Raw genomic sequence first — 1,651 nt, forward strand, 5'->3', positions numbered from 1 at the left:
ACGAAGCTGCACCAGACGAAGCTGCACCAGGAAAAATGCTTACAGTCCCGGTTTCTTTATTTGCGAATATATGCTCCTGGGAACAAATGAACTTTTTTAATGGAATTAAGATTAAAAATGATCTTCAAAACTATTATCATTACTCTAAGCAGGATAGAAAATTCAAAAATCTGATTACACTTACCGACAATAATCTAGGATATTCTCTTTTTCAATCAGTTGAAAAAACAAAAGTGGAATTATCGTCACTTCCTGTTTCGCAGTTTCAGTATTCAAAAATGGATATTGAAATTAACGATGAAGTATCCATTGATCAGTATAATGGCATTATTCAAAAAGATGTTAAAAAGATAAGTGCTTACTTAGATGATTTTCTATTAAATCATCAGATCGCTGTAAATGATATCGATAGCCTTTTCCTTACTGGAGGTACATCTATGGTTGCTGCAATCAAGGACCTCTTTAAAACAAAATTCCCAAATACACCAGTGCATTCGGGAGATAATTTTATTAGTGTAGCTAAAGGACTTGCCTATAGCGGATATTTATTTGAGGAATGATAAGTTAAACTTATCATTCCAACTATTACGAACGTTGTCTTATCGCTTCGTACAGGATAATACCTGCAGAAACAGATACGTTTAATGAACTGATTTCGCCAAGCATTGGGATTTTAGCCAGGTGGTTGGCCATTCTCATAATTTCGTTCGAAATACCTTCATCCTCTGCTCCCATAACGATGGCTGTTGGGGCTGTATAATCCGGAGCGTATATTAAATCATTGGTCTTTTCAGTACAAGCAACAATCTGTAAACCGCATTCCTGTAAAAACAATGCCGTTTTTTGAAGATTTGGATGTCTGCATACCGGTATACTAAACAAAGCTCCTGCCGAAGTCTTAATGGCATCAGCGTTGATCTGTGCAGAATTTTTAGTAGGCACAATTATAGCATGTACTCCTGCACAGGCAGCAGTTCTGGCTATTGCACCCATATTTCTTACATCCGTAATTCCATCAAGAATCAAAACTAAAGGTGTTTCTCCCTTTTCGTAAACTAATGGGATGATATCTTCAATTTTTTGAAAGGTAATGGATGAAATTACAGCAATTACTCCCTGATGATTCTTTTGGGTCATCCGGTTCAATTTCTCTACCGGAACATTATGCACCGGCGCATCAACCTCCTTTAACAGCTGTTTTAACTCCAAGATAATTTCGCCAGTTAAACTACGTTGTATGTAAATACTCTCTATATCTTTACCAGCCTTAATAGCCTCTATTACTGCACGTATACCAAATACGAACTCATTATTTTCTTTAGGTCTGGCAGACCTTCTTGAGTTTTCCATTTCCTTTAAATTGAAGCGCAAAAATAGCTCAAAAATTGCGATTAATTTAACCTAATTTTTAAGTGCGAGTGTTTTGCTTATCAACATCTTGCTGTTAGGAAATTGTTCGAATTCACGAAAGTCATGTTAAGACGAATGAATTTAAGTTGTGGGAATGTTCATAAAGATTTTAAGAAGAGACCTAATTTTTGTCTATTTTTGTATTCATGAGCAGCGATAACGGAACACAAGGACAAGACAAGGCAAACTTTACAGCGCGGAAAAATAGATTAAGTAATTCTATGACCACGATGGGAAAGAT

2 protein-coding genes are annotated in these 1,651 nt (G+C 36.0%); one reads left to right on the forward strand and one right to left on the reverse strand.

Going from position 1 to position 1,651, the window contains the following annotated elements; all coding sequences use genetic code 11:
* A partial coding sequence (locus AC1DDX_RS27220; protein ID WP_477623009.1) for an Hsp70 family protein occupies positions 1-560 on the forward strand: 560 nt, incomplete at its 5' end.
* A 25-nt stretch (positions 561-585) separates the two neighbouring features.
* Here the strand turns inward: AC1DDX_RS27220 and rlmB are convergent.
* Positions 586-1,350 (reverse strand): 23S rRNA (guanosine(2251)-2'-O)-methyltransferase RlmB, encoded by a 765-nt coding sequence (rlmB, locus tag AC1DDX_RS27225; protein ID WP_172663181.1) that lies wholly within the window; start codon positions 1,348-1,350, stop codon positions 586-588.
* Positions 1,351-1,651: the final 301 nt, after the last annotated feature.

This window comes from Pedobacter sp. 10L46_2 (assembly GCF_056395165.1).

Bases quoted from the DNA above. Each gene is read 5' to 3' on its own strand.
- rlmB (WP_172663181.1), bottom strand. From the start codon at position 1,350: ATGGAAAACTCAAGAAGGTCTGCCAGACCTAAAGAAAATAATGAGTTC.